This window comes from Bradyrhizobium sp. SPXBL-04 (assembly GCF_051853035.1).
Classification (GTDB): domain Bacteria; phylum Pseudomonadota; class Alphaproteobacteria; order Rhizobiales; family Xanthobacteraceae; genus Bradyrhizobium; species Bradyrhizobium zhanjiangense.
In genome coordinates this window covers 1,384,178-1,411,151 of the sequence record NZ_CP182472.1, presented here as the reverse complement: position 1 = coordinate 1,411,151, position 26,974 = coordinate 1,384,178, and the positions used below count along the sequence as shown (strand labels likewise).

Here is a 26,974-nt window from a genome sequence, read left to right as displayed (position 1 = left end):
TCGATAACTCCGGGCAGATGCATAATTCCCATTTCGTCAGAAACTCCACGACCAATCCTTTTGCCATCGCCCCTGCTTCCCATGGCAACGAGCTGAAATGGTCCGGACCATGGCAAATCTCTCGGGTGTGAGCATGCATCTGCAGTTTCATCAGGTGCGATACTTCTTGGCCCTCGCAAGGACGCTCAATTTTACGCAAGCGGCAAAGCAATGCAATGTGACTCAGCCGGCACTGACAAAGGCGGTTCACAAGCTGGAGGAAGAGCTCGGCGGACCGTTGATTCACCGTGAACGTCGTTTCACCCAACTCACCGAGTTGGGCAAGATGGTTTTGCCCACGCTCGAGCAAGTATTTGCCGCCGCGGAGGCTGTACGGCTTCAGGCGCGAAGCTATCAAAAAAAGACAATCGCCAGGCTCAAAATAGGACTGTCGCCATCAATCTCGGCCGCACTCATTACGGAATTGCTCTGGGAGCTCACCACGACCATCCCTGACCTACGTTTCGATCTGCGCGAAGCCGATGCCAACGGGCTCGTTACGATGCTCTTGGATGGCGAAATCAATGCGGCACTCGTCGGCGACGCTGTGGAGCTGCCTGAGCGTATCGATCGCTGGCCGCTGTTCGAAGAGCGGTACATGCTCGTTCTCCCTCGGGAACATGTAATGGCGAGGAAATCCGTCATCCCGCTACACGACTTGCACGAGTTGATTTTTCTCGAAAGGGTGGGATGCGATGTCGCAAGTAGATTCGTGCAAGCTTGTCTTGTCGACCATCAAGGTCCAAAACTTGTGCACAGCAGCGATCAGGAAAAGCATCTTCAGCAAATGGCATCCGCCGGTTTTGGAGCCATCTTAGCTCCAGAGCACGCTCCCAGGCTGCCATCGCTCGTCGCTATTCCGATTGAGGGCGATCCCGTCCGGTGCGAGGTGCAGCTCTTGGCAGTGGCGGGGAGGCGGTATTCGCCAGCGCTTGACGCCTTCATCAAAATTGCCCGTGCTCGCGATTGGACGGGTGTGCTGGACACAATCCGCAACGCATCTGCACCTGCCTCAAACAACGACAACATTCGCAGGCCCGACGCACAAGCCGCAAGCTCCCTGTTTGAGTCAGGGCTCCGAGCCGATCGCTCACGAGATCCTCGGATAATTCGGAGCGAAGATCGGGAAGCACGGAAAGTCCCGCAACCTCACTCAGTCGAGCGGCGGTGACTACTCGCGAGAAACGAGCTAGCTGGACTGGTGTGTCCGCTCGGTACCGGAGGATCTTGACCAGCTTGCCGCTCTTACCTCGGAACACATAGAGATCGCCGCCGTGCGGATCTCGCCTGAAGGCTTCCTGCACCAGTAAGGCCAGCGATTTCATGCCGCAGCGCATGTCTGTATGGCGCCGGTGGCGATCTACATCCGTACGCGCGACGCAATGGAGATCACCGCGGCCGTCCATCTGCCAGTGCCCGCAGACCGTTTGCGTCTGAAAGCTGTAGACGCACCACCGCCGGAGAGAATGAAAACGATAACGATACTGCATTTCTAACGGCGCGCGGACAAGAATACTGTCCTCATGCACCTCATCGATACTTGGTGGCAGCACGGGTCGCCCAATCACAACGGCTGGTCTGGGGGCGCCGCCTCTACTCTCGATGTCCCAATAACTCGGTCGAGCCGCCCAGCATGCAGGAGTTTGCCTTATGCCCTTTTGCAACGTCACAAAGTCCACCCACAAATACCTAATCGACTATCCTGTAGCCATCGTCTTGATGGTCGCGCCGTTCCGGTTGAACTTTGGCAAGAACAGTCCTGTCGCGCTCTGGCTTTCCGCGGTGACCCGCGGCACGGCGCTGCTGCCGCCGGCTTTCGTGGACCACGCGACGGGGCTCGTCCGGATCATTCGTTCCTGGCTGCATCTGTGGGTGGATAGCGCATTGGACGCGATTTCCATCACTGCCCCGTCCGCCGTCCATTTTGGTGGGCCTCACGTCTTGTACTGCTGGATTCTCGCGGCTGCGATCTTGCTGACGACTTCAGTTCTCCGCGCGATCGAAGTCGGCACTGTATTGGTGGCCGACCTCGACACGCGGGCTATCAGGTGTCGACCGATTCGGTTCTAACGCGGCATCCCCTTGCAGATTTGCCCAAAATAGGTACGTTACGCCGATCGTTGCTGAATAGATCGCAGCCGTCGAGACTACAATCGATACGGTTTATATGTCCTCAATCAAAGAAGAAGGCGGCGTAGGTCGGCCGAGATGGCTAGCGCCTACATCCTGCGCGGCGGCGCCTTGCCCGACACCGAGCTGTTCGCTTCATCGGAACGTTGCTTACAACGCTTGCGCAGTTGGCGGTTGGCTGGTGATCAAGTAGTTGTCGATAGCGACTTTCTGGACTACCGGACTGATCAAGCGTTGAATTCCGTTCAGAACGGCTGGAGGACCGCCATTTGACTGGGCGGCATCCCATCAAGACTAATGTCGGTGGTTACCGACAGTATGTAAGTCGGAGCATGTTCTTGGATCCCCGATTGGCCGCGGTAGACTCCAGGGAAGTGAAGACGGATTTTCAGCTCTACAATCGCTCCTTCCAGATCGCAGCGCAGCCACTAAGGGCCGCAGCTGCACCCCGGACGGCTTGACGTAACACCATACCACATTTCATTTCTGCGATCGACAATGAGCGCACAGTAATCCGCGAGAGCCTGTCATGGCATTGGCTGGTTGACTTGCTCTGTCTAAGACCGTGCGCATTGATCGGTTCGCGCGGAAACTATTGGTCGCTTTCGACGAGACAATCTTCCGACTCCCACTATCAACATCCCGTTCCGGTTCGCGAATGTCGTTTCTCAATCCGTCGGCGCTATAAGCTCAGGGGCACGCGACCTCGGCCCGATCCGTTCGACCGACGCAAGAAAGCCGATCCGCCCAGCGCGGCCGAACGGCCCACGTGCTTTCACTTCATCGAAGAAGGCAGCCTGATCTGGGCAATGCCGGTCGGCTCGTGCATCGATAGGCGCGTGCCGTTCACGGACGAACGCGAATGATTTTCTTCCCGGTCATCCGCTCGGTCTGATTAAAGGCGGCCACGGCGTCGTGGAGCGGCGAGACGATACCGATGTTCGTCCGCAGCCGTCCGTCTCGCACCCGCTGGACGATCTCACTTAGTTGGGCGCGATCGGACTCGACAACGAAGTCGATTGTCAAGACGTTGGCGGGCCGTGTCTCGCTCGGCCCGACAATGGACACCAGCGTCCCTCCGGCTCTAACCAGCCGCGCGGACCGCTTTCCGATGTCGCCGCCAATAAGATCGAATACCAGATCGACGTCGCCGACGTCTTCCAAGGCGTCGTTCTCGAGGTCGACGAACTCTTGCGCGCCGAAGTCGAGCGCTTTCTGACGATCCGCGGCGCGTCCGGTTCCGATGACGTAGGCACCGGCCTCGCGTGCGAGCTGGGTCACCATCGAACCGACTGCGCCGGCGGCGCCGTGCGCGAGGACGCTCTGGCCCGCCCTGAGGCGACCGTGATCGAACAGCCCCTGCCATGCAGTCAGGCCCGAGATCGGCAAGCTCGCGCCAACCGTGAAGTCCACGTCGCCCGGCAGCGGCGCGAGATTGCGTGCCTCGACCGCGACGTACTCCGCCAAGGTACCATCGCGGTACCAGTCGGCGAGGCCGAACACTCGCTGCCCGAGCGACAGCCCTGTCGTGCCATAGCCGACGGCGGTGACCACTCCGGCCAACTCGTGCCCGGGGACCGACGGCGTCCGGTCGCGGTCGCTGCGATCAGTCCAGGTCGAGGGCCACGCCAGCTCAGTCCCAACGAATCCTGACGCATGAACCTCAACGATAACGTCGTTTATCGCGGCCTGCGGCTCGGACCGCTCTCCCAGCTTCATTCCGGTCGTTCCCGCGGCCTGGTCGGACACTATAATCGCTTTCATCGTCCACCTCTTCGGGTGTGGTATGTCATCATGATCAATATTTTCGCAGAGGATCGAACATACGATGTGAAACTCGGTGGTCCAATGACCTGTAGATATGGAATCGATGCCATCGATGCAGCGTGCGAGAAGTCAAAGGTGTGGTACGAGTAGAAACATCTGCTTCTTACGACGAAGCGAAATTGTGAGTGGTTAGGAAGATGATTTCCAGTCCGCATTGGCGTCTTCAGCCATGGGCCGGCACGCTGTGGAGGCCGGCGGGGCGTGGTGACGTCTGCCATAGATCGTCTGCAAGACGTGCACCGGCGCTGGTGTCGAGGACCGTGTCGGAGCAGCTCTTCCTTCTCGACGAGTAGCCCGAGCGGAACTCTCGATAATCGCCAAAAGTTGACGCGAGTATCGAAACATCGCTTTCCGGTGGACTCTTCATCAATAACGCGATCGCGGTGGGCGCGGTCGTCAGGGTGTGGTCGAGAGCGTACAGCTTAGGACAGCTAGAATTGCGAGTGCGTTCATGGCCGGGGCACTCGACATCGAGATCGATTACGCGGCGGCACTGAAGGAGCGCGATACGACATGTTTTCAGTGATTTTCGAGACGCTGCCCAATAGAGAGAACTGGAATGACTATCTCCACAACGTTAAGATACTGCGTCCCGAGCAGCCGTAAAGCTATGAACGGCTAGGCAGCAGTTGCAGCCGTTCACTTCAGAGACCGCGAGGCCGATGCCGTCCCGCGTCTTCAGGTCGAGCGCCTTGCTCAAGGCCCCGAGCAGGTAGCCCAGGCGTTAAACGCGATCGGGCTATGCGCGAAGGTCGCCATCATGTTTGGGGTGAACCCGATGGTCTTGGCAAACGCCTCGAGGGTCTGTTTGCAATCGGCAGGTACCTGTTCCGGCTTTAGAACTGCAGTTCTTGGCACTAGTCTCCGAAATTCATATCACACGAGTTCCAGCACGTCGCTCACCGGGCGGCGCGGCTTCTGCGGCCAATTTCCCGGGCGCTCCGGCCCGACGGACAACAGCATGACCGGTACTTCGTCCTTACTCAGCCCGAACTCGCGGTGCACTGCCTCAGCGTCGAAACCGATCATCGGCGTCGAACCTAGCCCAAGCGAACGGGCCGCATAGATCATCGCCGCCGCGCCGAAGGTGCCGGTGCGTACTGCTTCGTCGCGCTGGCGCTGCGGGTACTCCATGTACAGATCGCGTGCGGGGATCTCCCATTCTGGCACCATCTCCGCAGGCATGATGCCGGCTTTCACCAGAGGTGCCAGACGATCAGGTATTACGCCGGAGTCGGCCAGTTGGCCGCAGACGATGAACGTAACGGCCGCCTCGGTGATCGCCGGTTGACTCCAAGCGATCGGACTCAGTCGCGCTTTGGCTTCCGGCGTGCGCACAGCGATGAAGCGCCAATTCTGCAAATGGAAGGATGTCGGCGCAGTGGTGCCGATCCGCACCAGCTCACGGATTTCTTCGTCGCTCAAAGTGGCGGCGGGATCGTAATACTTGGCCGCGCTTCGGCTCAAGATACAGTCGATGACGGCGTTAGTCATTGGGATTCCATTGGTCATAGTCATTCCGGCAATGTTGCGGCGATGAGGCTGTTCGACATCTCATTTGGGGGCAATGTGAGTTTGTCAGCTTGCCCCCGGCGGGTCTGATAGGACGCGGTCGGCGGATCTGGTTGTCGCCGGCCCGCCGTTCCCCCGCCTGGTATGTCGGAACGATTGTCTTTATCCTCCACCCACTCATGTGTGCGGTGGGCCGTCATCTTCCGCATTCTTTGCATGCGAACGAAGCTATTGCGACGAAACTCGATGAACCAATGACCTTTTGTTATGGATTTGATGCCATCGACGCGGCGCGCAAGGATCAACTAGTGTCAATAATGTCCACTGCTTATGATGAAGGCGACTCTTAGTGCATAGGAGTGTTGATTTTCTCCGACCGATATCATTCGTCAGATGCGGAGGCAGCCCTCGGCGAGAATACGAACGAGCGCCCCACTTTCCAACTCGGCCTCCGCGCCGATGAGGCTTGAGGCGACGATCCCCAGCCCGGCCTTCGCTTCGACAACCTAGGAGTGACCTAACTCGACGAGGTTCCGATGCGAAACACTCCTCGCAGTTCTCCGGTGCCGCGAGCCTCGTGGTCGGTCTCTTCAAGCTCGGCCAGGATCGCCTCTACGCGCATTAAGTAGATTGCTCCAGCGTCGGCCAGCGTGATCGCCCGGGTGTTCGGCTAAAGAGAGAGTCGCCCCGACTTCGACCTCCAAGGTCGGCAATAAGGCGTGATGCGGAGGGCTGAGAGAAATCGAGTTCACGACCTGCCCCCGAGAAGCTCCCCACGCGAGCTGCGCGAGCGAACAGCTTCAGCGCTGTAAGTTGGTCGTGCATCTGTGAACGCAGTCGGTACCCACCTCTTCTTGATGAGATCGCGGGTCATCGAGTTAGTGAATGCTCCGTTCAGTGCCAAAGCAGTGAGCGGGAGTTTCTCGCTCAAAAGTTTGCTCGTCTCCAAGTGATCTTCGAATACGTCGGCGTCAAGATGACCGATCTGTCTCTAAGACTTCGTTAGATCGTGCGAATGCGGGAAGGTATTCACGCGCATCATGATGCCCAAAGTGTCACGCGCTCCTTGCCGTTCTCGTGCACCATCTGTGAACATCTCTCGGGGCTGACCGCACGAACTCGCAGCTTCAGTCGAGCATGCCGCGACGCCATTCAAGGCGGGTTTGCCAACTGAAGGCGGCTTATAATTCGCTGCAGAATAGAAGCGTCGGTCTTTCGTCCGATAAGGCTCGCATCTTTCCTGGCTACGGCATCATGTATGCGGCGCGCGGCAATAACGATCGTCTATCGACTTCATGGCGAGAGGTGATTTCCCTCGTCCACAATGCAAGGTCACTGTTGGACTCGCAAGGTCCCATCAATCTCAGGATCAGGCACTACGATGGCGCGCCGCCGGCTAGGGGCGTTGAACGATACAGATTGGCGCAGAGAGAGAGAGAGAGAGAGAGAAGACGCTGATGTCTCAAGAAGCCTTCGATATCGTCGTTGTTGGTGCAGGGGCGGCCGGATGCGTGGTCGCGAGTTATCTTGCCGAAGGCACCGATGTTTCGATCGCGCTCATCGAAGCAGGCGACACGGACCGCGATCCGTTCATCCATATTCCTGCCGGATTTGCCAAAATATTGGCCCAAGATCGGCATGTCTGGAAATACGAGACAGTGCCCCAGCACGGCACCAAGCGAGCATATCGCTCAGGCAAGGTCCTCGGCGGTGGTTCCTCGATCAACGCGATGGCCTATGTCCGAGGCCAGAAGCGCGACTTCGCCGCGTGGCAGGCCGCGGTCGACGATACCGGCAAATGGTCGTACGAAGATCTGCTTCCCGTCTTCATGGCGCAGGAACACAACGACACGTTCCACGACGAATATCACGGCATCAATGGTGGTCTGTCGATCCAGCAGCCCAAGGGCATCAACGAGCTGAACCAATACTGCCTCAAAGCCTTCCAGGAATATGGGCTTCCCTATAACCCCGACTATAACGGCGAGAGCCAGATCGGCGTCTCGCCGGTGCAGTCAACGGTCGGGCACCAGCGGCGGTGCAGCGCAGTCGACGCTTATCTCCGTCGGCACCTCGCTTCGGGCCGCGTCACTCTTCTGACCGGCAAGACCGTTGTTCGCGTCCTCGTCGAGATTAATCGAGTCGTCGGCGTCGAGCTCGTGGATGACGAGATGATCATGGCCGGCGAAGTTGTGCTGTCGGCCGGTTCGGTCCATAGCCCGAAGATCCTCATGCACTCGGGCATCGGGCCACCGGAGCAGCTTCGCCAGCACGGCGTCGCCGTTATCGTCGATTCTCCGGAGGTGGGCGAAAATCTCCAGGACCATGCGATCGTGCCGGTCCGCGCCTATGTAAAGGGCGATCTGGGTTACCAAGCGGCCGCACATGGCCTAGGTAGCAAGGCGGGCCTGCGCTATTTCGTCACCAAGGATGGCCCGGCGGCGGGCAATGGCATCGAGACGGTTTCCCACTGGAATCCGTCGGACTTTACTGCCGAACCTACGATCCAATGCTATCACGTGCCCATCGTCGCAACTGGCGGTGTCAGCCCGACGGGAGACCGTTCCGGCATCACTTTCGAACTCGTGGTGCTTCAGCCCAAGAGCCGTGGCTGGGTGCGGTTGGCCGACAGCCACCCGACGTCGATGCCCCTCATCAATCCGAACTTCATGGGCGAGGAGGAAGACCTGAGGGCCGCAGTGGAATCGGTACGCGCGATCCGCGAGGTTATGGCGCAGGAGTCGTTGGCGCCGGTGATCGAGGAGGAGATCGATCCCGGCCCGCACATCCAATCCGATGCAGAGATCGGCGAATGGGTGAAGGGTGCAGTGACGACGATGTTTCACCCGGTTGGCACGTGCCGGATGGGGCAGGATGCGCGAGCAGTGGTTGACGCGAGGCTCAGGGTCCGAGGGGTCGACGGCCTCCGGGTAATCGACGCCTCGATCATGCCGAACATCACTAGCGGCAATACCAACGCCCCAACCCAGGCACTCGCGCGCCATGCCGCGGCGATGCTGGTCGAGGATCTCAAACAGTCTTGAGGAACTCCGGCGCAGGCCGACGTAGGCAGACGTAGATAGTCATTGGGCGGAACCGACCACATCGGGCCAACGTCAAAGCGCCGTCTGCACTGGGCAGTCTCTACTCGCGAAGCTTTCTTATTCAGAGCCATCCCCGACGAACAACAACACAGCAGCACCTTGAAGGAGAGACCACAATGAGTTTAGAGGACACGAGAAAGCGCCGTGAGGCACCACTCCACACTCCGAGCAATCTCGGATCCAATGCCACCACAGATATTTCTGCCGCCCTCTCCGTGCTTCTGGCAGATGTGTTCGCGCTTTACGTCAAGACCAAGAACTTCCACTGGCACATTTCAGGTCCGCACTTCAGGGACTACCACCTTCTTCTTGATGAGCAGGCGGCGCAGATTTTCGCGATGACGGACGACATCGCAGAACGCGCCCGAAAGATCGGGGGCACAACAATTCGCTCGATCGGCCACATCGCCAGAGTGAAACATATCAAGGACAATGACGCCGATTTCGTCACACCTGACGGCATGCTAGCCGAGCTGAAAGAAGACAACCTCGCGCTCAGCCAGCGCCTGCGCCAGACACGTAATATCTGCGACGAACATGGCGATGCAGCTTCAGCTAGCCTGATCGAGAACTGGATCGACGAGGCGGAACGTCGTACATGGTTCCTGTTCGAGGTGACTAGAAGGGCTTGAGAGCAACGTCAGCTCGCGAAATTCGGGCGACCGGATCGACTGGACAAAGCAGAAGCCCTGTGGCCACACACGTTAGCCGTCGGACCGCGCTTGCCGGGCCTCTGTCTGCCCAATCGGGTAACGTAAGATCTGCTCGACGCCGATACTGAATCCAAAACGCGACGCCGCGAGTCCGAAGTAACAGCGCGTGCGGTAGAACTCAGGGCCATTCGGCTCCAGAGTAGCTGCCGTCTAACGGGACATTTGCTAACGCGCGTGCGATCAGCGCACGCATCTCGACCGGCCTCACAGAATGGACTGGATAGCTGGCTTGAATAATACAAATGGATTGCAGGGTCCACGAGACGGGTCGACGCCGGCGACCGACGCTTCAGAGCCTCCCCGCGACCCGGAATTCGACGTCGACCTGTTCGTCATCGGCGGCGGTTCAGGAGGCGTACGGGCCGCGCGCGTTGCAGCCGGGTATGGCGCGAAGGTGATGCTCGCCGAGGAGTACCGGCTGGGAGGGACGTGCGTTATCCGCGGCTGCGTGCCGAAGAAGCTGTTTGTCTACGCGGGCCGCTTCCGCAGCACATTCGACGAGGCTACACAATTCGGTTGGCACTTACCGGTTCCTCGCTTCGACTGGCCGTCGCTCGTGGCGGCGAAGGACCGCGAGATTGCACGTCTGGAAGGGCTGTATGGCGCCGGCCAAGAACGTGCAGGCGTCGGCGTCGTGAGGTCTCGCGCTGCGCTCGACGACGCGCATACGGTGCGCCTCCTCCAGGACGGCCGCCGCGTGCGGGCGCGCACGATTTTGATCGCAACAGGCGCACGCCCCGCACTGCCTCCCTTCGAGGGCATTGAGCTCGGTATCACCTCGGATGACGTCTTCGACATGAAGACATTCCCCAGGAAGCTTGTCGTTGGGGGCGCCGGATACATTGCAATGGAGTTCGCCGGTCTGTTCGCCGCGTTGGGAAGTGACGTCACCGTCGTCTGCCGCGGAAGCAATGTCCTGCGCGGCTTTGACGAGGATGTGCGCCAAGCGATAGCCGGGTCCTACACGAATCGTGGCATTAAGCTGATGTTTTGTGACAGCATCTGCCGCCTCAAGAGACGTGACGGGGACGTTGGCGGTGGCGACGACGCAGGAAGGATAGACGTTACGACCGAAAGGGGCGGGAGGCTGGTCGCCGACCAGGTACTGCTCGCCTTCGGGCGCGCTCCGAACACGAATTCGCTCGGACTCGACCGCGCCGGGGTCAAGACTGCGGCAGACGGCGGAATCATCGTAGACGCTAACTCGCGCACGAACATCGATAATATCTACGCTGTGGGCGATGTGTCGAACCAATTCAACTTAACGCCCGTCGCTATCCGCGAAGGCCAAGCGTTCGCCGACACGGTGTTCGGCAAAAAGGCTTGGCAGGTCGACTACTCCAATATACCAACCGCGGTCTTCTCCAGCCCGGAGATCGGCACTGTTGGTCTGACGGAGTTGGAAGCCAGAGCTCAGTACCTCGCAGTCGACGTCTACAAGGTCCGCTTCCGCCCGCTGAAGGCGGCCGTAACGGGGGATTGCGAGGCCTCTCTTCTGAAGGTCGTGGTGGATAGCGAGTCTGACCGGATCCTCGGGATCCATATCTTCGCTCACGAGGCCAGCGAGTTGATCCAGGTGCTCGCGATCGCCATAGGCAGCGGAGCAACCATGAAAGACTTCATGTCGGTCATGGCGGTGCATCCAACAGTTGGCGAGGAGATCGTCGGAATGTGTACGCCGACCGTGCGTTACGATCGGCGCGACGCCGCATCACTCGTCTCAAGCGCCGCTGTTTGATTCAGCCGCAGCTGGCTCGGAAGGACCCGCTCGGAGCGCCGCGGGACGTTGCGCTTCCTAAATGCTAAAAGCTTAGAGCGACCGCGAAACAATCGATAAGGTCGGGCCGCCTCCATAGCGTCGAGAGCGCTGCGGGCTTGTGCCGCTTGCCCAAACCAGCCACTCGTCGAGCCGGCTCGCTTGCTTACGTCCGAACATCTGAAATCTCCGATCCAGGTCCATAATTCCCTTTTGTTCGACCCGACACTCGATCCTGCCAAGGTAGTCCGCTCCTGAAGGAACGGATAAGCGCATCAGCTGGTACTTTTGACACGAGCAAAGGCGAGCAAGACCAATCGCCATTTCGCTGGCCCATGGCGAGGCGCGAGTGGAATGGAAACGATAACGATCCGTCATTTCTAATGTTTGGCGTTCCGGCATACCTTTCGGTGCGTCTAACCGGACTCGCGACCGTTGTGCACAGTGCCCGCCGCCATGGGGAGGTCCCATCGTCCTCTTGGATGGGGGCAATCTCCTCGTCGCAAGGGCCGGCCCCAGCAATCGCGCAGGAGTCACCGATGTCATTTCGCTTCATCACCAAGTCTTTCCACGCATATCTGATAGACTATCCCGTCGCGTTCGTCCTAGTCGCGGCGCCGTTCGTGCTGAAGCTGGGCCAGAGTGGACCGTTCGCAATGTGGCTTTCGGTTGTTGTCGGTGTCGCCGCGCTGCTCTTGGCCGCCATGACCGACCATCCCACCGGGTTGGTCCGCATCATTCCTTATTGGCTGCACCTTTGGGTCGATCGTGCAGTCGGCGTTGTATTTGCTATCGTGCCGTTTGCCTTTAAATTCGCTCAGCTAGATGCCCAGTACTACTGGCTCCTCGCCGCCGCTATCCTGCTCACGACTTCAGTTTTTAACGCGCCTGAGGAGTCAGTTGTGACGCCTTCGGTATTGTATCGGCGGCACAGCAGTTGAACTCCCCATCAAAGTCGAGGGGGGATCGCGGCATCTCCGTCGCAATGGGTCAGCACCTCGAAAATACAGGACCCGCCCCAGTTCGTTTTGTGGCAACGTTTAAGAGGAGCTATCTCACCGGAGGTCAATGACGCGGCAGGAGCTTGTCGTAGCGCATCTGGAGTTGCTGACGAGCGATGGTGCACTTCTGAAGACCAAAGACTCTCGTGGGGTTCCTAGATGGAGCAGCACGCAACGCTATCCCTCCGCTCATCCGTTTGCGGCGGGTGCCCGGATCTCGGTCAATAAAGCGTCCAACGAGCCTCCATGATTTCACTTGAGTTGCCGCGCGACTGAGGCGCGCGACATGCTGCACAGGTCTGCGAGATTGGGCAGCTACTATGCGCTGGCCGACAGATGTCGGTTAATCCGTTTCAAATTATTGACCCTTCTTCTGAGGCGCAGCTCCGCTGGCAGCCTTCAGTTGTAGACTTTGACAGCATTCCACGACCGGTTCATCGAGATGTTGCTTCGCGGGTGCACTACGCGGATTGGGAGACACGCGCAAGCTACCCTGATTAGACACATTAGATCGACTTCTGCTTTGACTTCGCACCGATTTTGGATCCCATAGCTGCGCTAAGTCCGGCCTGGGTGATCCGAAATCTCCCCCACCCACTCAGAACTATCCATCTGTGATCGCCGGCAAACCCAATTCCGCGCTCGGATTCGTAATCATTGAGACCTGCCTCTGTGAGCCACGACTGTGCCATAGCGTCTGTGATATCGATATCCGGTCCGCACCCATGGTCGATGAGAACCCGCATCACACGCAAAGCTTCTTGTTCTTCCATTCCCGTGCTCCTAATTCCCGTGCGGTCAGGTACCGCCGGGTCGTGCGCCTGCCTTGCCACTTCGGACAGCGTAGTCCTGCAAAAGGGACACAAATGCGCGTCTCGTCTACCAGCCCTAACGAATGTTGGAGAAACTGAAGGATACCTAACTCGTCTCGTCTCCGCATGCGAAGTTAATGACGGGTCCTCGAGGCCAATTGTGACGGATTCGCTTGAACAAGCAGATCGGCGAGTTGGGGGGCCAACTGCAACAAACCTTGGCAACCAGCCATTTCTGGCGTGGCATCGCAGATAACTATCGGTTCCCATGCACCAACGATTTGCTGTTCGGAGTGCCAATATTCAGTAGTTGCCGCTCGTACTCGCGCTCGATCAAGCTCCAGCAATGGCAGGAGATCTGCGCCAGCCGAAAAGCGTCGCGGACGACGAGGCAGCCACGCATCATTTCGATAAGCCCATCCCTCCTGAGTTGAAGAAGGCAGTCCGTAACGCCAGCACGACGCACTCCGAGAAGCTGAGCAAGCACTTGGTGTGTGAGAGGGATCTCGTCAGATCCCAAGGCATTGCGAGCGAGCAGGAGCCATCGCGCAAGGCGCTGCTGTAGTTGATGGGACGTATTACATGCCCCTGATTGGGCGATCTGAATAAGCACGGAAGCGATATAGGCATGCACCACGCTGCGGAAATTCGGCAGCCGAGCAATCGCCTCCTGAAATCGATCCACCGTGAGTCGATTAGCCTCGCCGGCGACCTGCACAATTCGACGGTGCATCGGCTGCGTTTTTGCCGTCAACGCGAGATGTATTCCCGCTAGCCCTTCTGAACCGATCAACCACACCTCAACGAACTCTTGCGGCCCCACCTTGGCACCGACCGACACAAGACCACTCTCAATGAAATAGACGTGTTGCATGCGAACGCCGTAGCGATGAAGAACTTGCCGCTTCGTAAGCGGCACCTCTTCAGAGAGCAACAGAACGTGCTCGAGTTCATCAGGTGGGAGCAGACGTAGTAATCTGTTGCGCACTTCATACATCAGATTCAACGTCCTAATACTTTCTGAGAAACGGAGCTATCCGACTGTACGTTTTCGTACCAAAAAAAATGAGACGGAAGGCGACGTAACGTTCGCGGATCAGCTGCTCGGACTTGGTGACGGACGGGGGACGTGGATTGTGCCGCTACCGGACCTGAGTGTGCGAGGATGGTGCACGACAAGTCGACCGTAGCAGCGGCGTCATGATCAAGATGGTCAAGGTCGATGCATCGGCACGCGCAACATCGAGTGGTCCACGGCGGCAACGGAGTCTCTGCAGTTGGCGTCAGTTGAGTTCTCGGCTATGGCACCTGCGGATCGCGGCGGCAATAACGATCGTTTATCGACTCTATAGCGGGACGTGATTTCCCTCGGCAGCGCTAAACGGTCATTCTCGTCGGTGGTGGACAGTCAGTATCAACACGAATAGGGGCCGCCATGAAGATTTAAGTGGGAAGCGTGGCAATTGCTATTCCTCTCGCACTGCCGCAGACCTCCGCTAAATCGTCTGCTGCACCGATTAACACCGGTTCGATCAAGGTGGCGGCACCGGCCGTGACAACGGACGTGCGCTATTGGGCGCATCGGGGTCATCCCGATGCTTCCTGCTGAGGCTATCTCGCCGATAGTTCGAGTTGGGCCAATCCATTCTATGATTCATATCATGGAGCAGAGCGCTACCGATATTACACTTCAAGCTTCCCGCACCACACCTCGGCGCTTTTGCGACGGCGTCCTGGACCGATACGCCGACGTGTCCGCCATATGGATAAACTTCCCTGCGTTCTCCTGAGGAGAGATGCTGAAATGAACAAAGCTGCAGAACCCCAGCCGGCCAATCGACGGGATATCGCATGGGCAATTTAGCGAACTGGCTTTATCTTATCGGGTCGCTGTGCTTTGTTCTTGGTACAGTGATCAACATGCTTCCGGTTTGAGGAAGGCGAACGCCTGTTTGAACAGTTTCAGCCTTCCGCGGTCATGCGCACTGGTTCTTGGGTCATTCTCGACGGACCCAGGCGGTCCGGCCTGCCAATTGCTGTCCACCGAAGCGACCTGACCCTTGCACGTAGGTGAAACGACGCGAAGGTCAAAACTCGAAATTAGCCCCAGTGCAAAGTCAATGGAGGCGTTGAGTGCCCTCATTGCTCACCTCGCTACCCCCCGCGATCTCGCACTGGCTCTCGATGAAGAGCACCGTCGATAGCAGCCGCCGGACCAATGCGGCTTTCCCATCACTGGGAGCGGCCCGGGTGGTCAATCGTATCCTTTGGTATGGTCGTTTCAGACGAATGCAGTGCGCAGATCGACCTCAGTGTAATGGTCCGGTCCAACTTTCCTGAATAGGGTTGGATAAGAGGGAACAGTCGTCTGGAACTCCCGTACGGGATGGGCCGAAAGGAAAGGAAAGAGTGATGGGCTGGATGTTCGACAACGTCGAACGTTTGATCGCCCGGCTGCAGAAGCCGGCCAATCGATGTGAGCCCCTCACCTCGGACGATGCAACGACTGCCCTACGCCACACTCTTCAACCCGGTGACGTCCTGCTGGTCGAGGGCAAAGGTCGTCTTTCCAGCAGCATCAAATATATCACTCAGTCGACATGGTCGCATTCGGCGTTGTACGTCGGACCGATATCGGGCGCCACAAATGGCGGCGAGCCGCACGTCCTGATTGAAGCCAATATCGACGAAGGTGTCGTTTCGGCCCCTCTGTCGAAGTATTTGCATTGCCAAACCCGCATATGCCGGCCAGTCGGCCTAAGCGATGCGGACCGCGAACAGGTCTGCCGTTACGCATTCGAACGGATAGGTCTCGGCTACGATTTCAAAAACGTCATCGACCTCATGCGCTATCTATTCCCTTGTCCATTCACGCAACGTTGGCGTCAACGAACCATCGCGCTCGGCTCCGGCGATTCGCGTCGGATCATCTGTTCGTCTCTGATTGCGCAGGCATTCGACTCCGTGCGTTACCCGATCCTGCCCAACATCACGCACCTGGAGAACAAGTCCGGGCGGTGCGAGATCGCCGAGATCCGTCATTCGTCTCTATATGCGCCGCGCGACTTCGATCTATCGCCCTACTTCATGGTGGTGAAGCCCACACTACCCGCCGGCTTCAACTACAAAAACATGCGCTGGGCAGATCTCCAAGTTGACGCCGCACAGGCTACACTTGCGCCCGACATAAAATGCGGGATCGCGGCAATGATTCAGCCCGACATTACGTAAGGTGAGGGCCAGACTATTGACTTCGGAATCGGTTGTGCTGTTGTCATTAGTCGCCATCGTGCTCTTTCAATAGGCTTGGACTCCGACTACCAATCATCGGCAAATTCTTCGCTGCTCTCAAAGCTTCAAAGCAAGCACGACCGGTTCGGAATAGCGCGCCATGACCAGTGGCTACTGACGCGTCCGCAGCTCTTAACCCTGCGCCCGGAGAGAACTGGGGTCTTTTCCGCTCCAAGGATTGGGGCGGCTTCAGCCGTTTCGCCACCGTGCGTAGGCCGCACGCCGTACGTTTCGGCCGCCCTAGCCCTGATCGCCTCGTCGGGCTAAACACCGGGAGGCGTGAAGCTCACCGCCTTGTGAGGCTCGCCACTCATTCGGTTTTCGCATAAGTTGGAACCGGGACCAAGCTCGAACACGACCAATCTCTGCGCAAAGACGAGATGACTGATCGCCTCCTTGCTCTAACACTCTTCGTCCGTGTCGCACATACCGGTAGCTTCTCGCGTGCCGGCAAGGATCTCGGACTTTCGCAACCTTCGGCGTCCCGACACATCGCGTCGCTCGAACGCGAGGTAGGCGCGGCCCTCTTCGCGAGATCGACAAGGGCCGTTGTGCTCACCGAAGCCGGGGCGGACTACCTCGCGAAGGTCGAGCCCGCGCTTGCCATTCTGGAAGAAGCAACACAAGCCATTCACGGCAAGGGCGTACTTCGCGGCGTGCTCCGGATAGGGTTGTCGCCTAGCATGGCGATCCGGGAGGTCATACCGCGACTTCCCGCCTTCATTTCGAAGCACCCTGCGCTGCGGATCGATTTGGCGATGGACGACGGTCGCCAAGACCTTATCAGGAGCGCGATCGACGTCGCGATCCGGTCCGGAAAGTTGGAGGATTCCTCCGCGACTCTAAGACGGGTAGGATCAAATCCTCTGCTCATCGCCGCCTCGCCGGCCTACCTGAAACGGGCTGGCTACCCGAAAACGCCGAACGATCTGTCAGGACATCCCGTGTTGATTGGTGTCCCGGGCTCGAATGGCGTCTGTTGCTTCGAGAAGAACGGGAGAACCGTTTCCATAAAGGTAGAAGCTCCTCTGTCGGGGAACATCAACGAAGCGGCAGTGGCTGGCGGCGTCGCCGGAATCGGGATCGTGGCCTGCAGTCTCTGGGGCTGTCGCGCCGAACTCAAGTCGGGTGCGTTAGTGCAGATCCTCAAGGATTGGAACATGGGCGCCGCCGACGTAAACGCCATATTCCCGGCCGGACGCGGAGCGAAACTCGCGGCGCGCGCGTTCGTTGAACATTTTGCGAAGAGCCTAAAGACCAATCCGTGAGTCCCGCCGTGCGTCGGCCTGTCGTCGTTCGCATAGCTCGAAATCGTGGAATGCGTCCAGCATCCGACGAGAGAACCTGGCGCATACGTTCACTGTGACTCCTCAAAAGCCACCTAAGTGCGTTGCGCAGCTCAGCGGCGCCGTTTGCGTCGTGCCAACGGGCGTGCGCGAAGATAATGCGCTCGGGCTCGCATGACAGCATCGTCTGGACCTCCACCTCCAGTTCATGCCGGTGCTGCCACGTGAAATTAGCCGCAGATCACGCGACACGCCGCTGTACGGCGGTGCGATACCGCCGATCGGCGAGCGCGTGCAATCAATCATCTGGCGCGGTCGGGAGCGGCCGGCGTCCGGGCCCGCGCAGGCGCTCGATCGCGAACGCCGCGCGTCCCGGTCCACGCCACTAGGGGAACGCCAGGCCGAAAGCGGCCGGATCCGGCTTCTCGCCGTCCCGGGGGACCAAGAAGCGCTCCAGCCCACCCGGCACGAAGCTGACCAGCAGGATCGCCTGATCGCCGACCACCTCGACCGTATGCGGCACATCGCGGGGAAGAGCCGCGTAGGCGCCCGGCCCCACCTCGACGCGGGCATCGCCGACCCGCGCGATTAGCTTCCCCTGCACCACGTAGAGCAGCTCGTCCTCGCGCGTGTGGGTGTGCAGCGGCGGCTCCTCACCGGCCCGCAGCGTCCACAGGACAGTGCCATATTCGCCTCCGGACTGGCTGCTCTCCACTTTCACCTCGATGCTCGAACCCGCACTGAACTTCACCGTCTTGCCGCCCCCGGGCGGCGTGAGAACCGGCTGCTTTACTGGCATTTATGGCCTCCTGATTGTGGACCTTCTTCGAGTCGGAGTGGCGGCGTGAGCAATGGCGCGCCTCTGCGAACAAGTTTGAGGGTGTCGCCGCCGCTGGATAAAGGGAAATGCCCTGTGATTATCTATCCGATAACCATTTATCATCGATCTCAATTCAGATGTGATCGCATCGCGGCGGTTTTGCCTGCTGCGGCTGCTGTTGCCACCTCGCGCATCTTCAATCAGAGTTCTGTCCATCACGCCCAGATTCTCCCGCGACCTGTCCATGCACTTGACGAAAGGCGCGGAGAGAAAGCTGCTGCAGCTCCCATAATCGACGGCGCGATCTACTTAACTGAAAATATTCTCACAGCGAGCATGTCGGCCGCACGCTTCATCCATTTGACGGAGCGCGGACTGCCAATCATCCGCCCCCATCACTCCCCGAAACCATACAGATAGCGCTGGTGAGTTCGCTGTTTACCCTGTGGTTCAACTCACATCACCGCCGCAGCGGTAATTCCGGCCTGGGTGATCCGAAACCTCTCCCACCTACTCAATGTATTCTGGCGAGCCCTTCCGAGCCGATCAACCACACCTCGACGAACTCTTGCGGCCCCACCTTCGCACCGACCGACACTGGGCTAGTCTCTATCAAATAGACGTGCTGCATGCGAACGCCGTAGCGATGAAGAACTTGGCGTTTTGCCAGCGGCACCTCCTTAGCTAGCAAAAGAACGCTCTTGAGTACATCAGGTGGAAGCAGACGCAGTACTCTGTTGCGGACCTCATACATCAGATTGGACGTCCCGATACCTTCCGAATAATCGGACATCCAAGTGTACGTTTTCGTACTAAAAAAGATGAGAGAGGTTTTCGCATTTGATTCACCGCCTGACGACAACTTTCTCCTGATGATGTTAGATCAACTGGCTCGGTGTTTCGTCCCATCAACCGCGGGCACCTTCCAGGCTCACATGAATGAACGCAGATCACATCTTAATGGCTTCCAGCTCCAGCAAGATCGCGGTGTTCATTGACGGTTCCAATCTTCACTCAACCGCAAAAGCGCTTGACTTCGATATCGACTACAAGTGCCTGCTTAAGGAATTCGAAAGCTGGGGGACGCTTGAGCGCGTGTGCTATTACACCGCGATCATTGAGAGCCAGGAATACTCGTCGGTGCGCCCGCTGCTCGACTGGCTGAACTACAACGGATTTACCGTGGTGACGAAGGCCACGAAGGAATTCGTAGACGCGAGCGGCCGTCGCAAGGTCAAAAGCAACATCGACCTTGAAATTGCGGTTGACGCGATGGAGCTCGCAGATCGCATCGACGAAATGGTGTTATGCTCGGGAAACGGTGACTTTCGTCCGCTGGTAGAGGCGGTGCAGCGTCACGGCGTCCGTGTTACCGTCGTATCCAGTCTCGCTACTCAACCGTCAATGATCGCCGATGAGTTGCGACGGCAGGCCGACGTCTTTTGCGATATAAGGGAACTGCAGTCAAGGATCGGTCGCGATCGTTCCGAACGAGCGCCATCTCGTATTACGCGGGATCAAGCGCCACGGTTGATGCAGCGCGCGATCGCGCGGTCGAGTGATGATGACGAGGAATAGCGAACGCGCGGAATCGGGTGAAGTACAGAGAAGATCTGTTTCGGACCATCCATGGCTGGAGAAAAAGGAACAACAAGGCCGACGGGTCATTTTCGAGTACCCGCTACCGGTAAACATGATGGCTATCGACGGCACCTGGCGTCGCAGGTAGCCTTAAAGATCTTTCACAGCGCGATGCGAGACTCCAAATTCAACGTCGTTGAAGGCCTCACACTGAGTGAATTCTTTCTTCCGCTTTCGTCTACCGGGTTCGCCTATCGGCGATGTCAACTCGTCCGTGTGAACGGCGAAGAGCTGGAGGTCAGCTTCATACGGAACAAGAACAAGACGAAGGGGAGAAGGGACCTTCCGACCTGAAAAGACAATGTCGCGAGCACCCGCAGGGAACGGCGCGCGCAACACGCACGCGAAGAGCGGAGCATCCCTCGCGGGCGAGCACGACATACCAAGGGAGAGCCAAAAAGGGCGAGCGGCGCTCGGCAACAGACGGTCGCAATCCCGGTGAGCTCGAGCACCTCGCTAGATCCACCCGATCATCGACAGTGGGAGCGCCCCGCGCGATCCCACATTGCGCTGGGCAGCAAAGCCGATCATCTCGCGCAGCAGCTCCGCATCAGGGATCTTCTCCACGAGCGTGCGGGGGTTCATCATCTCATCGGTCATCGGTTCCTCGAATCAGGTTTGTGTCAGCAACCTGACCCTACCGGCGAACTGCCGGTGACCACCGGAAAGCCACCCCCCGCTAGGCTCCATGGGAGGGCGCGCGTGCGGACGGCTTTGCTCTACCGAGCTACACCATCACCGGGGACACGCCCTTCTTCGTGGGTATGGAAGCTTCAAAAGTTACGCCTCGTCGCGCATTAGGGAATGCGCGCAACATTCCCCCGTGCGCTTCCACGATTGAACGGCAAATTGACAGACCCATTCCCATGCCCGATGTTTTTGTCGTGTAGAACGGCTCAAAGATCCGCTCAATGTCCGCTTGGGTGACACCGGGGCCCGTATCGCTCACAGAAACGGTAACACTTTCATCGTCGCGCCGACTGGTACTAATGACCAAATCCCTCGGACCGTCATAATTTTCGCTCATCGCCTCGATTGCATTGAATACGAGGTTTAGCACGACCTGTTGCAGTTGAACCTGATCTCCTTCAACGAGGGGTAGCGTCTCGCAGAGTTGCGTCTGCATAATAACGCCCTTGCGACTCGCTTCCGCCCGAGAAAGGGCGACGACATCGTGAATTGCCGTATTAATATCAAGTGTCTCCTTTTGCTGCGGTGCTTTTTTGACCAGACTGCGAATGCGATCAAGGACATCGTTCGCCCGAATTCCGCCCTGTCGGATACGGGAGAATACCTGACGTGCCTCGTCGACTTTCGGATCGGCGCCACCCAAAAAGCGCTGCCCCGCGTCCGCAAGTGTGATAGTCGCGGCGAGAGGCTGCTTCACCTCGTGACTGATCATCGCCAGGAGTTGCCCCATGGTCGTCAGCCGGTTTGCATGGGCAAGCGCCGATTGCACTTCCCGGTATCGCGACTCGCTTTCGCTGGCTTCAGCTTCAGCGCGCTTTTGCTCAGTCAGGTCCAGCACGAAGGCAACACCTTCGTCCATACTCCCTTCGAAGTTGGCGATGCCCAGCAATACCGGGACACGGCGGCCGTCTTTGCGAAAAAGCTCCTTCTCGAATGGAGGTAACGTTCCGTCGCGTTTCAGCTTGGAATCCCAAATCTGCTCGTCACGTTCGGCCCAATCCGGAGGAGTCAGATCTGTCCACCGCACTTCGCCGAACTGAAAGTCATCGCGGTCGCATCCGACGATCTGAAGAAATGCGTCATTGGCTTCAGTGATGGTGCCTTGGCTTCCGTAAATGAAAATTCCGATGATATTGGCGTCCACGAGACGCCGGATCCTGCTTTCGCGTTCGAACAAATCGCGGTACAACCGGGCGTTCTCCAGCGTGATCGCCGCCTGCGATGCAAGCAGCTTAAGCACGGGAATCCGGCTAAATGCGAAGATTCCCGGGCCCAGGTGATTTTCGAGGTATATGGCTCCGATCAGATTGGCTTGGTTGACCAGCGGAAGGCACAACACCGAGAGTGCTTGGTGCGCGTTAATATAAGGGTCGGCGGAAAACGAAACGTCCGACACAGCATCGTCGAGTAAAACATTGCGCCTTGTGCGCGCAACGTAGTTGAGAACCGATTCGGGCAAGGTCGTATCGTTTATGGGCTCATCACAGAGCCTCACCGTGACCGAGTCGCTCGAGGTGACGGCTTCGGCCTGGACATTTAAACCCGTCTTTCGCCAAAGCATCAGCAGACCACGTGCAGCACCGGTATGCTCCATCGCCATTCGCATGATCGTGTCGATCAATTTCTCAAAGTCCATTTCGACTGATAGCGCTTTTGACATCTTAAGCACAGTGCCGAGATCCAGACTTTCGACAGTCGCGCCGAAAGTAGTGTCGAGTGAGGTGATGGTTTCGTGTGCAACTAGATGCGGATGCGACTCCTCGAGCTGCCGGACCTTGATGTTGGCACCCCAACGAAGGTAGCAGCAGCGGGCGTTGCGCAGATAGGCGTGTGAGACAATCTCCACGCCGCGGTCAGTGTAAAAGCGCGCAGCGAGTTCGCTGGCAAGGCCCTCGTTGTGCGGAAAGCCGTTCAACTGCGCGGCGCGAATCGCCTTTTCGAAAAGGCGTTCCGCGTCGAGGTCTCGTCCCTCGAGGCGCGCTATCTCCGCACCGACGAGCGCGGCCCGATCCTCGAAGTTTTCCGATCCATTCCGCGCCCAGATCTCGAGCTGATGATGATGAGCAGCAATTGTTTCGCACAGCTGCTGCCGTTCTTCGATCGGCTTACCGGTCAGGGACGCGCAGAGCGCAAGCGCCGCATAAAAATGAAAGTCCGCTTCCTCGAGAAAAAGCGGGGATGTCCATAGCAGCGTGCGTGCTTTTGATAGCGCATCGATCGCGGCCGTATAATCCCCGATGAGATAACGCAGCTGCAATTTGCGAATCCAGTACCAGCACTGAGCGATAGCCAAGGCAGGGCTGTTCGAAAGGTATTGCTCGACCTGGTGCTCGTCCATGTCCTCATAGCCGAGGGAAGCAGGTTGTTTACCTGACCTGCGTAACGCCTTGATCAATGCAAGTTGAGTCGCGATGATGTGTTCGACCAGCCCAAAGCGGGCGTTTCGCACGAAATGGAGTCCCCACTCGGCTTCGCGCTCGGCATGGTCCAATGGGTCGCCGGCAAAGAGAAGATGCGAATTCAGGTTGTTCCGAGCGTACGAGGCATACAGCAGGTCTCCAATATTGTTTGCATCCGTGAAACCGCGGTGGATCAAGGCATTACTCGACCGAACGTGCTTGATCCAGCGGAGGCCGGTGAACACAAACACCAAAATCGTCGACGCACGGAATCGCCTGTTTTCCTGCCGTTCGATGAGGTCGAATCCCACTTGACCAAGCCGGAAGCCCGCGTCGTAATGGCCGTAACGTGGGCCGGCAACGCGCGCGAACATTACATAGGCAAAACACGACGTATCGCTATTGCCATGCGCGAGACTGATGCTTACTGCCCTGCAGACTGCTAGTGACGCGAGGTTCAGGTCCGTGAACATGGCAGGCGTCTGCGCCTTGATTAATACTTCCATGACAGCCAGCGATGTTGGATCCTCCATGGATGGGGCTCTGAGGATCTCATCAATAGGCCGGCTGTTCAGAATATGCAGGATCTGGTCGTACTCCCGGCGCACCTCCTCGTCCGCAGGATGGGCAGACCAGTGAATGCCTTCGTGCGCCAGGAAGTCCAGCGCGATAGCAATCGCACAATCGCTCTGGCCATTTGCGGTGCAAATATCCATCCTCAGGCAGGTGACGGCGGCGCGCTCTTTTGTACCGACGGCAAGGATGTTCAACCTCTCGAGGCGCGCGTCCGCGGCCAGTAGTTCACCCGTCAGAAATTCGCATTCTGCACGCTCGAATTCGAGTGCGTATATCAAATCGCGTAGACGAAGCTGACTATTCTCCTCTAATAGAGCGGCCCCCGCGATGAGGTATTTAAGTGCAGAAGTGTGAGCTGACGATGCTTTGGCACGCCGGGCGGCGATCAGATTAAGGTTAGCCAGTCGCTCGCGTTCCTCGCCCGTCACGATATGACTGGCCCGATTGAGTTGCCCAACTATGTCGAAGATCGCTTTCTCGAGATGCGCCGCGGGAGTATGTGCAACGAGAAGTCTTCCTATTTGCAGGTGCTTCTGTGCGCGTGTTTGCTCGGGTATGAGCGAGTACGCGGCCTCCTGTATCCGATCGTGGACGAACTGGTACTTATCCGGAAAGCGTTCTATAAGTTCCAGCTGGCATGCTTCCCATAGATCCGCATCCACATCTTTTTCAGTTGACTGTCGAATTCTGGAAATGACCAGAACATCTCCCGTGTTGCCCAGACATGCAAGCTCCTGTAGCGCCTCCTTGCACGAGTCCGGAAGACGCTTGATTTTATCGGCCAGCAGTTCAATGACGTTCTCCGTGTGCCGCGACGCCTGAATCTTTTCGACATCCCAATGCCAACATCCCGAAGCGCGATCGGGAACAATCGCGTTGCGATCGACCAGAGCATTCAAGAACTGACCCACGAAGAATGGATTACCATTAGTCTTCGTATGCACTAGGCGCGCAAGCGATGCGGCGCGTTCGAGACCGCAGTGCAGCGCATCCGCTATTAACTGCGCTAGATGATGGTGCTCAAGGGCATCGACACGAATCTCAGTGACTGCCGTTCCTGCATCGCTCATTGATTTCAGCGTCCGTGAAAGCGGATGAAGCGCGTCGACCTCATTTTCGCGGAAGGCACCGATTAAAAGCATATGACGCGGGTCTAGCCGCGTTGTCATATCCTCAATGAGGTCCAGCGTTGCAGCATCGAGCCATTGCAGATCGTCGAGAAAAAGCACTAGCGGATGTTCCGGTCTCGCAAAAACCGCGACGAACCGACGAAATACAAGCTGAAAACGACCTTTTTCCTGTTGAGGAGGGAGTTCTGGTACTACCGGTTGCTCACCGATAATGTGCTCGAGTTCAGGCACGAGATCGGTAATGAGCCTGCCGTTTGGTCCGATTGATTCCAGAAAAGCGTTGCGCCATCCTCGTAACTCGTTCTCGGTTTTCCCGAGCAATTGGCGTACAAGCCCCTGGAAGGCCTGTGCCAATGTCGAGTACGGAATATCTCGCCTCCGCTCGTCGAACTTTCCTGATGCAAATTGTGCATGCGTTGACATCACGACCTTACGTAGTTCTCCAACAATCGCAGACTTGCCTATACCGGAGCCCCCGGATACTACTACTAGCTCGGGAGCGCCGCTCCGGACGACGCGATGAAAAGCCGTCGTAAGCGTTCCGATTTGCTCCTCTCTGCCATATAACTTCTCAGGGATGAGCAGACGGTCTGGTAAATCTAGCTCTGCTAGCGGAAACGAAACGACCTGGTAATTCGTTTCAAATTCCACAAGACAGCGCCGTAGGTCATGTTCGAGACCGACTGCCGTCTGGTATCGATGCTCCGCGGGTTTCGCGAGCAGCTTCATGATGACATTCGAAACTTGGGCCGGAATGTCAGCTAGTCCCTGTTCTGGAGGTACTGGCGTTCGCGCTATATGGCAGTGAATCCACTCGCCAGGTTCTGACGCGGTAAATGGGAGCGTACCCATTAGCATGCGATAGAGGATCACACCGAGCGAGTACAAGTCGCTACGCGCATCAACGGAACGATTCATGCGGCCAGTTTGTTCCGGCGCCATGTAGGCAAGAGTGCCCGCGACATATTCGGGCAGTTCGGACATACGCCGCATGCGCTGTAGCTGTGTCGTGATTCCGAATCCGGTCAACCGGACATGCTCCTCGCCGAGCGCAATGAAAATATGCACGGGCTTCAGGTCTCTATGGACAAGCCCCTGTTGATGAACACCAGCGAGCGCCTCAGTCAACTTGATGGCGAGCCGCAAGAAGCGGCCAAGCTCAAATGGTGTCCCGAGCAGAGCCTCGAGAGGTTCCTCGCCATTGTCCTCGAGGAGCAATGCAATGCGCCCACTTCGATTGACGAGCGAGAGAGGGCAAAGCGCCCATGCGGCGTCAAGCCGATCTCTTAATTCATATTCATGAGAGAGACGGGCCAGGCTGTCAGCGGATGGGATCGCGGCCAAGTTGCTAACGGTGAAAACGCTGGTTTGCTCGCCATTGCTGTTTGTTCGCCATTCTCGACAGAATATGCGTTCGCCGTCTCTCCATAGGACATCTATTCCATTGTTTCTCACTGTCGATCTCGTTCGTTCAAGAGATTAACTCATCATCGGTCCACGGCCATCGGAGGCGTTGCCGTAGAGGCCAAGCCAGAGCTGTACCGTGTAGGAGACGGCCAGGGCGCCCGCAAAGCGCAGCGCAACTCCGAAGATCATCGATCCCGCAAACGCCAGCTCGGCCAGAAAACCAATGGGCCCACAGATCGTCATGTGAGGCCGCACGGCATCCTTCAGGAACCTACGATGAAACTCGAATGCCACATTGGTTGATTCCTGCTCGATCCAGTATTGCAGACCATCGGACGCCGGCAGCGGCAGCTTCCATAACATGCCCTGAAACCACATGCAGCGATGAGACCCTGAGGGCCCAGACACCCAGATGACGGCCGGTGCGTTGCGTCGGATCGTTCTGTCAATTTCGCACGGCCATCCCGAAGGTCGGCAATCGTGAGCACCGAGAACAGCGCCAAGATCACGTAGCGCCAGCCCCCTTGATGCAAATAATCGTTGGTGTTTCCGGTCAGGAAACACCTGAGATCAACGAAGGGATTGGCGGGCATGCGCGGGCTCTCAGCTGATGGAGTAGTTTCTCTATGTATCGCTTAATCGAATCGTTACTCCGCACATCGGTTGACAGGCAACGCATACCGCCAAAGGGACCAGGTGCGCCCAAAACCCGGACAATCAATCACTCAAAGGACGACCAGTGTTCACTGCGCGTCCAGCCAGTCTTCGGGTCCCGTGAGTTTGCCAACCCATCGGTCAAGGTAAGCCGGAACGATTTCCCATCGACATCCGCGGACTGCA

The 26,974-nt window shown here is 57.8% G+C and carries 20 protein-coding genes and 3 pseudogenes; 11 read left to right on the top strand and 12 right to left on the bottom strand.

The window, feature by feature from the left end; genetic code table 11:
* Positions 1–97: 97 nt before the first annotated feature.
* Entirely contained in the window at positions 98–1,210 is a 1,113-nt protein-coding gene (locus ACNJX8_RS06665) for a LysR family transcriptional regulator (protein ID WP_439359985.1), read from the top strand.
* Positions 1,211–1,262: 52 nt separating this feature from the next.
* Here ACNJX8_RS06665 and tnpB read toward each other — a convergent pair.
* Positions 1,263–1,445, bottom strand: a pseudogene (tnpB, locus tag ACNJX8_RS06660) (IS66 family insertion sequence element accessory protein TnpB); the annotation flags it as partial.
* 244 nt (positions 1,446–1,689) lie between these two features.
* Between tnpB and ACNJX8_RS06655 the strand changes: the two are divergent.
* Together ACNJX8_RS06655 and ACNJX8_RS06650 are read left to right on the top strand one after the other, a co-directional pair.
* Positions 1,690–2,109: a hypothetical protein gene (locus tag ACNJX8_RS06655; RefSeq protein WP_439359984.1), complete on the top strand. Its 420-nt coding sequence runs from the start codon at positions 1,690–1,692 to the stop codon at positions 2,107–2,109.
* Between the two features lie 138 nt (positions 2,110–2,247).
* Positions 2,248–2,442, top strand: coding sequence for a hypothetical protein (locus tag ACNJX8_RS06650; RefSeq protein ID WP_439359983.1), 195 nt, complete (start codon positions 2,248–2,250; stop codon positions 2,440–2,442).
* 573 nt (positions 2,443–3,015) lie between these two features.
* On the opposite strand, the gene ACNJX8_RS06645 is transcribed toward ACNJX8_RS06650, so the two are convergent.
* The 4 genes and pseudogenes from ACNJX8_RS06645 to ACNJX8_RS06630 all read right to left on the bottom strand — a co-directional run bounded on the left by ACNJX8_RS06645 (position 3,016) and on the right by ACNJX8_RS06630 (position 6,333).
* A complete protein-coding gene (locus ACNJX8_RS06645) occupies positions 3,016–3,933 on the bottom strand; it encodes an NADP-dependent oxidoreductase (RefSeq protein WP_439359982.1) in 918 nt (305 codons plus the stop codon).
* Between the two features lie 661 nt (positions 3,934–4,594).
* Positions 4,595–4,854, bottom strand: a pseudogene (locus tag ACNJX8_RS06640) (carboxymuconolactone decarboxylase family protein); the annotation flags it as partial.
* An 18-nt stretch (positions 4,855–4,872) separates the two neighbouring features.
* Entirely contained in the window at positions 4,873–5,490 is a 618-nt protein-coding gene (locus tag ACNJX8_RS06635) for a nitroreductase family protein (protein ID WP_208758068.1), read from the bottom strand.
* Between the two features lie 639 nt (positions 5,491–6,129).
* Entirely contained in the window at positions 6,130–6,333 is a 204-nt protein-coding gene (locus ACNJX8_RS06630; protein WP_439359981.1) for a helix-turn-helix domain-containing protein, read from the bottom strand.
* A 632-nt stretch (positions 6,334–6,965) separates the two neighbouring features.
* On the opposite strand from ACNJX8_RS06630, the gene ACNJX8_RS06625 reads away from it, so the two are divergent.
* The 4 genes from ACNJX8_RS06625 (at position 6,966) to ACNJX8_RS06610 (ending at position 12,022) form a co-directional block, all read left to right on the top strand.
* Positions 6,966–8,552 carry a GMC family oxidoreductase gene (locus ACNJX8_RS06625; RefSeq protein ID WP_439359980.1) on the top strand — a complete coding sequence of 529 codons (1,587 nt, stop codon included), beginning with the start codon at positions 6,966–6,968 and terminating at the stop codon, positions 8,550–8,552.
* A gap of 176 nt (positions 8,553–8,728) precedes the next feature.
* Positions 8,729–9,244 (top strand): Dps family protein, encoded by a 516-nt coding sequence (locus ACNJX8_RS06620; protein WP_128935427.1) that lies wholly within the window; start codon positions 8,729–8,731, stop codon positions 9,242–9,244.
* 406 nt (positions 9,245–9,650) lie between these two features.
* Positions 9,651–11,063 (top strand): glutathione-disulfide reductase, encoded by a 1,413-nt coding sequence (gorA, locus tag ACNJX8_RS06615; RefSeq protein ID WP_439361823.1) that lies wholly within the window; start codon positions 9,651–9,653, stop codon positions 11,061–11,063.
* 557 nt (positions 11,064–11,620) lie between these two features.
* On the top strand, positions 11,621–12,022 hold the full coding sequence (locus tag ACNJX8_RS06610) for an SPW repeat domain-containing protein (protein WP_439359979.1): 402 nt from the start codon (positions 11,621–11,623) through the stop codon (positions 12,020–12,022).
* A 566-nt stretch (positions 12,023–12,588) separates the two neighbouring features.
* On the opposite strand, the gene ACNJX8_RS06605 is transcribed toward ACNJX8_RS06610, so the two are convergent.
* Positions 12,589–12,855 (bottom strand): hypothetical protein, encoded by a 267-nt coding sequence (locus ACNJX8_RS06605; RefSeq protein WP_439359978.1) that lies wholly within the window; start codon positions 12,853–12,855, stop codon positions 12,589–12,591.
* A gap of 295 nt (positions 12,856–13,150) precedes the next feature.
* Entirely contained in the window at positions 13,151–13,891 is a 741-nt protein-coding gene (locus ACNJX8_RS06600; protein ID WP_439359977.1) for a Crp/Fnr family transcriptional regulator, read from the bottom strand.
* Positions 13,892–15,306: 1,415 nt separating this feature from the next.
* Between ACNJX8_RS06600 and ACNJX8_RS06595 the strand changes: the two genes are divergently transcribed.
* Both ACNJX8_RS06595 and ACNJX8_RS06590 read left to right on the top strand, forming a co-directional pair.
* The gene (locus tag ACNJX8_RS06595; protein ID WP_439359976.1) at positions 15,307–16,125 is read left to right on the top strand and encodes a YiiX/YebB-like N1pC/P60 family cysteine hydrolase; all 819 of its coding nucleotides are present in this window, start codon (positions 15,307–15,309) and stop codon (positions 16,123–16,125) included.
* Positions 16,126–16,565: 440 nt separating this feature from the next.
* Positions 16,566–17,453 (top strand): LysR family transcriptional regulator, encoded by an 888-nt coding sequence (locus ACNJX8_RS06590; protein ID WP_283040514.1) that lies wholly within the window; start codon positions 16,566–16,568, stop codon positions 17,451–17,453.
* Positions 17,454–17,856: 403 nt separating this feature from the next.
* On the opposite strand, the gene ACNJX8_RS06585 is transcribed toward ACNJX8_RS06590, so the two are convergent.
* Together ACNJX8_RS06585 and ACNJX8_RS06580 are read right to left on the bottom strand one after the other, a co-directional pair.
* Positions 17,857–18,270 carry a cupin domain-containing protein gene (locus ACNJX8_RS06585; RefSeq protein ID WP_439359975.1) on the bottom strand — a complete coding sequence of 138 codons (414 nt, stop codon included), beginning with the start codon at positions 18,268–18,270 and terminating at the stop codon, positions 17,857–17,859.
* 535 nt (positions 18,271–18,805) lie between these two features.
* The gene (locus tag ACNJX8_RS06580; protein WP_439359974.1) at positions 18,806–19,084 is read right to left on the bottom strand and encodes a hypothetical protein; all 279 of its coding nucleotides are present in this window, start codon (positions 19,082–19,084) and stop codon (positions 18,806–18,808) included.
* Positions 19,085–19,251: 167 nt separating this feature from the next.
* On the opposite strand from ACNJX8_RS06580, the gene ACNJX8_RS06575 reads away from it, so the two are divergent.
* Positions 19,252–19,869: a LabA-like NYN domain-containing protein gene (locus ACNJX8_RS06575; protein ID WP_439361822.1), complete on the top strand. Its 618-nt coding sequence runs from the start codon at positions 19,252–19,254 to the stop codon at positions 19,867–19,869.
* A gap of 115 nt (positions 19,870–19,984) precedes the next feature.
* A pseudogene (locus ACNJX8_RS06570) lies at positions 19,985–20,226 on the top strand (PilZ domain-containing protein).
* 162 nt (positions 20,227–20,388) lie between these two features.
* On the opposite strand, the gene ACNJX8_RS06565 reads toward ACNJX8_RS06570, so the two are convergent.
* The 3 genes from ACNJX8_RS06565 to ACNJX8_RS06555 all read right to left on the bottom strand — a co-directional run bounded on the left by ACNJX8_RS06565 (position 20,389) and on the right by ACNJX8_RS06555 (position 26,497).
* Complete coding sequence (locus ACNJX8_RS06565; RefSeq protein WP_164940669.1) at positions 20,389–20,532, bottom strand: hypothetical protein; 144 nt, start codon at positions 20,530–20,532, stop codon at positions 20,389–20,391.
* 127 nt (positions 20,533–20,659) lie between these two features.
* Entirely contained in the window at positions 20,660–26,071 is a 5,412-nt protein-coding gene (locus ACNJX8_RS06560; protein ID WP_439359973.1) for a trifunctional serine/threonine-protein kinase/ATP-binding protein/sensor histidine kinase, read from the bottom strand.
* A gap of 135 nt (positions 26,072–26,206) precedes the next feature.
* Positions 26,207–26,497 carry a hypothetical protein gene (locus ACNJX8_RS06555; protein ID WP_439359972.1) on the bottom strand — a complete coding sequence of 97 codons (291 nt, stop codon included), beginning with the start codon at positions 26,495–26,497 and terminating at the stop codon, positions 26,207–26,209.
* Positions 26,498–26,974 lie beyond the last annotated feature (477 nt).

Excerpts from the sequence above, each read along its gene's own strand:
- ACNJX8_RS06665 (WP_439359985.1), top strand. The coding sequence starts at position 98 with ATGGTCCGGACCATGGCAAATCTCTCGGGTGTGAGCATGCATCTGCAG.
- ACNJX8_RS06655 (WP_439359984.1), top strand. The coding sequence starts at position 1,690 with ATGCCCTTTTGCAACGTCACAAAGTCCACCCACAAATACCTAATCGAC.
- ACNJX8_RS06650 (WP_439359983.1), top strand. The coding sequence starts at position 2,248 with ATGGCTAGCGCCTACATCCTGCGCGGCGGCGCCTTGCCCGACACCGAG.
- ACNJX8_RS06645 (WP_439359982.1), bottom strand. The coding sequence starts at position 3,933 with ATGAAAGCGATTATAGTGTCCGACCAGGCCGCGGGAACGACCGGAATG.
- ACNJX8_RS06635 (WP_208758068.1), bottom strand. The coding sequence starts at position 5,490 with ATGACTAACGCCGTCATCGACTGTATCTTGAGCCGAAGCGCGGCCAAG.
- ACNJX8_RS06630 (WP_439359981.1), bottom strand. The coding sequence starts at position 6,333 with ATGCACGACCAACTTACAGCGCTGAAGCTGTTCGCTCGCGCAGCTCGC.
- ACNJX8_RS06625 (WP_439359980.1), top strand. The coding sequence starts at position 6,966 with ATGTCTCAAGAAGCCTTCGATATCGTCGTTGTTGGTGCAGGGGCGGCC.
- ACNJX8_RS06620 (WP_128935427.1), top strand. The coding sequence starts at position 8,729 with ATGAGTTTAGAGGACACGAGAAAGCGCCGTGAGGCACCACTCCACACT.
- ACNJX8_RS06610 (WP_439359979.1), top strand. The coding sequence starts at position 11,621 with ATGTCATTTCGCTTCATCACCAAGTCTTTCCACGCATATCTGATAGAC.
- ACNJX8_RS06605 (WP_439359978.1), bottom strand. The coding sequence starts at position 12,855 with ATGGAAGAACAAGAAGCTTTGCGTGTGATGCGGGTTCTCATCGACCAT.
- ACNJX8_RS06600 (WP_439359977.1), bottom strand. The coding sequence starts at position 13,891 with ATGTATGAAGTGCGCAACAGATTACTACGTCTGCTCCCACCTGATGAA.
- ACNJX8_RS06595 (WP_439359976.1), top strand. The coding sequence starts at position 15,307 with ATGGGCTGGATGTTCGACAACGTCGAACGTTTGATCGCCCGGCTGCAG.
- ACNJX8_RS06590 (WP_283040514.1), top strand. The coding sequence starts at position 16,566 with ATGACTGATCGCCTCCTTGCTCTAACACTCTTCGTCCGTGTCGCACAT.
- ACNJX8_RS06585 (WP_439359975.1), bottom strand. The coding sequence starts at position 18,270 with ATGCCAGTAAAGCAGCCGGTTCTCACGCCGCCCGGGGGCGGCAAGACG.
- ACNJX8_RS06580 (WP_439359974.1), bottom strand. The coding sequence starts at position 19,084 with ATGTCCGATTATTCGGAAGGTATCGGGACGTCCAATCTGATGTATGAG.
- ACNJX8_RS06575 (WP_439361822.1), top strand. The coding sequence starts at position 19,252 with ATGGCTTCCAGCTCCAGCAAGATCGCGGTGTTCATTGACGGTTCCAAT.
- ACNJX8_RS06565 (WP_164940669.1), bottom strand. The coding sequence starts at position 20,532 with ATGACCGATGAGATGATGAACCCCCGCACGCTCGTGGAGAAGATCCCT.
- ACNJX8_RS06555 (WP_439359972.1), bottom strand. The coding sequence starts at position 26,497 with ATGTTATGGAAGCTGCCGCTGCCGGCGTCCGATGGTCTGCAATACTGG.